Below are 1,715 nucleotides of genomic sequence, written 5' to 3' on the forward strand. Positions count from 1 at the left end.
CCCCGCAACGCCCCCCGTCAGCGTTGTGGGCCGTCCTGCGGTGCGGCCGAAGGGTGGAGAAGGGGCGTCTCGAGGCGACCCCTTGAGGGACAAAGGAGGTTCGACCCATGTCCTTGAAACCCATCGTCCAGGCTCTGGGCGGCGATCTCTATGATCGCGGCCTGCGGGCGAATATCCCGGCGCCGGGCCATAGCGCCGCCGACCGTTCGGTCTCGCTGCTGCTGCGGGAGGGCCGGGTGATCGTCCACACCTTCGGCGACGGCGACTGGAAGGACGTGCTCGACTACTTGCGCGGCGAGGGCCTGGTCGATGCGCAGAATGCGCCGACCAGCCTTGCTCAATCCCGCCGGGTGCAGACCGCCGCCGCGGCGACCGGACTCGAGCGGCGCCAGGCCGCCTTGCGGATCTGGGAGGCCGGCCGGCCGCTGGCCGGCACCTTGTCGGCGCGCCACTGCGCTCATCGTGGCGTCAGCCGGCCCTTGCCCGGTCCGGACGTGCTGCGCCACGGCGGCCAGACGCCGGTCTCGGCCTATGCCGAGAGCCGGCATCACCGCCCGGCCCTGCTGGCGGCGATCAGCGACAAGGACGGCGCCTTCACCGCCGTCGAGGTGACCTACCTGGCGCCGAACGCCCGCCGCGCGATCGATCTGCGCCTGAGCCGCAAGACCGTGGGGCCGTCGCCGGCCAGCTGCGCGGTCCGGATTGATGCGGCCGCGCCGCAGATGCTGGTCGGCGAGGGCCTGTTCACGACGCTCTCGGCCAGCGCGCGCTTTGGCCTGCCGGCTTGGGCGCTGATGTCGACCCGCAACCTGCGCCGCTGGCGTCCGCCAGCGGGCGTGCGCGAGGTGCTGATCGCCGCCGATCGCGGGACGGACGGCGAGGCCTCGGCCGAGCAGCTGCGGGCGGGCCTGGCGGCGGCCGGGCTGAAGACCCGGGTGGCGCTGCCGCCCGAAGGGTTTGGGGACTGGAACGAGGCCGAGGCCGCCGGCCTGCTCGATCCGGTCCGGGCCTGAGGGGTCAAAGAAGGGAGGAAGGGATGGGGCGGGTGCGCCCAAGGGCAGGATGTCCCTCGCCCAGGCGCTGGAGCCTGACCCCGATGACCGACACCCAGACCGTCCCGGCCGTGCCGCCGACCCCGATGACCGCCATCAAGGTCCGCCTCGGCGACCTCGGCCTCGCGCCCGAGAACGTCCGTTTCAAGGAACCCGCGGACGACGGCGTGCCCCAGCTGGCCGAGACCATCCTGGCCGCCGGCGTGGTGATCCCGCCGATCGTGCGCCCGGGTCGCAAGGGCGAGCAGCGCTTCATGGCGCTCGACGGCCGCCGCCGGCGCCTCGGCCTGCTGCTGCTGCGCGAGCGCGGCGACCTGACCGACGACTACGAGGTCGACTGCCTGTTGGCCGAGACCAAGGCCCAGCAGGTGGCCGGCGTCATGCTGCCGGCGACCGAGCATGCCCCGGTCCACATCGCCGACGTGATCACCGCCATCGGCAAGTTGCGCAAGACCAAGCTGGACACCGGGGCCATCGCCGCAGCGCTGGGCTATGCCGAGCTGGAGATCAAGCGGCTGGAGGCCCTGGCGGCCGTCCATCCCAACGTCCTGAAGGCCCTGCGGGCGGGCAAGCTGACCTTGAAGCAGGTTCGCCTGTTCGCGCGCATCGGCGACAAGAAACAGCAGGCGGAGATCGCCCAAACCGCGCTCGACGGCTACTTCC

General features: G+C 72.4%; 2 protein-coding genes. Both read left to right on the plus strand.

The genetic code is table 11. The features are described from left to right. Positions 1-107: 107 nt before the first annotated feature. Positions 108-1,013 carry a toprim domain-containing protein gene (locus tag VGL30_RS01520; RefSeq protein WP_331536054.1) on the plus strand — a complete coding sequence of 302 codons (906 nt, stop codon included), beginning with the start codon at positions 108-110 and terminating at the stop codon, positions 1,011-1,013. Positions 1,014-1,096: 83 nt separating this feature from the next. Continuing rightward, on the plus strand, positions 1,097-1,715 hold a 619-nt coding region (locus VGL30_RS01525; RefSeq protein ID WP_331536056.1), incomplete at its 3' end, for a ParB/RepB/Spo0J family partition protein.

Origin of the sequence: Phenylobacterium sp. (assembly GCF_036502675.1) — a bacterium.
In the GTDB taxonomy this organism is placed as follows: Bacteria; Pseudomonadota; Alphaproteobacteria; order Caulobacterales; family Caulobacteraceae; genus Phenylobacterium.

Coding starts and splice junctions, on each gene's coding strand:
- VGL30_RS01520 (WP_331536054.1), top strand. CDS start 108: ATGTCCTTGAAACCCATCGTCCAGGCTCTGGGCGGCGATCTCTATGAT.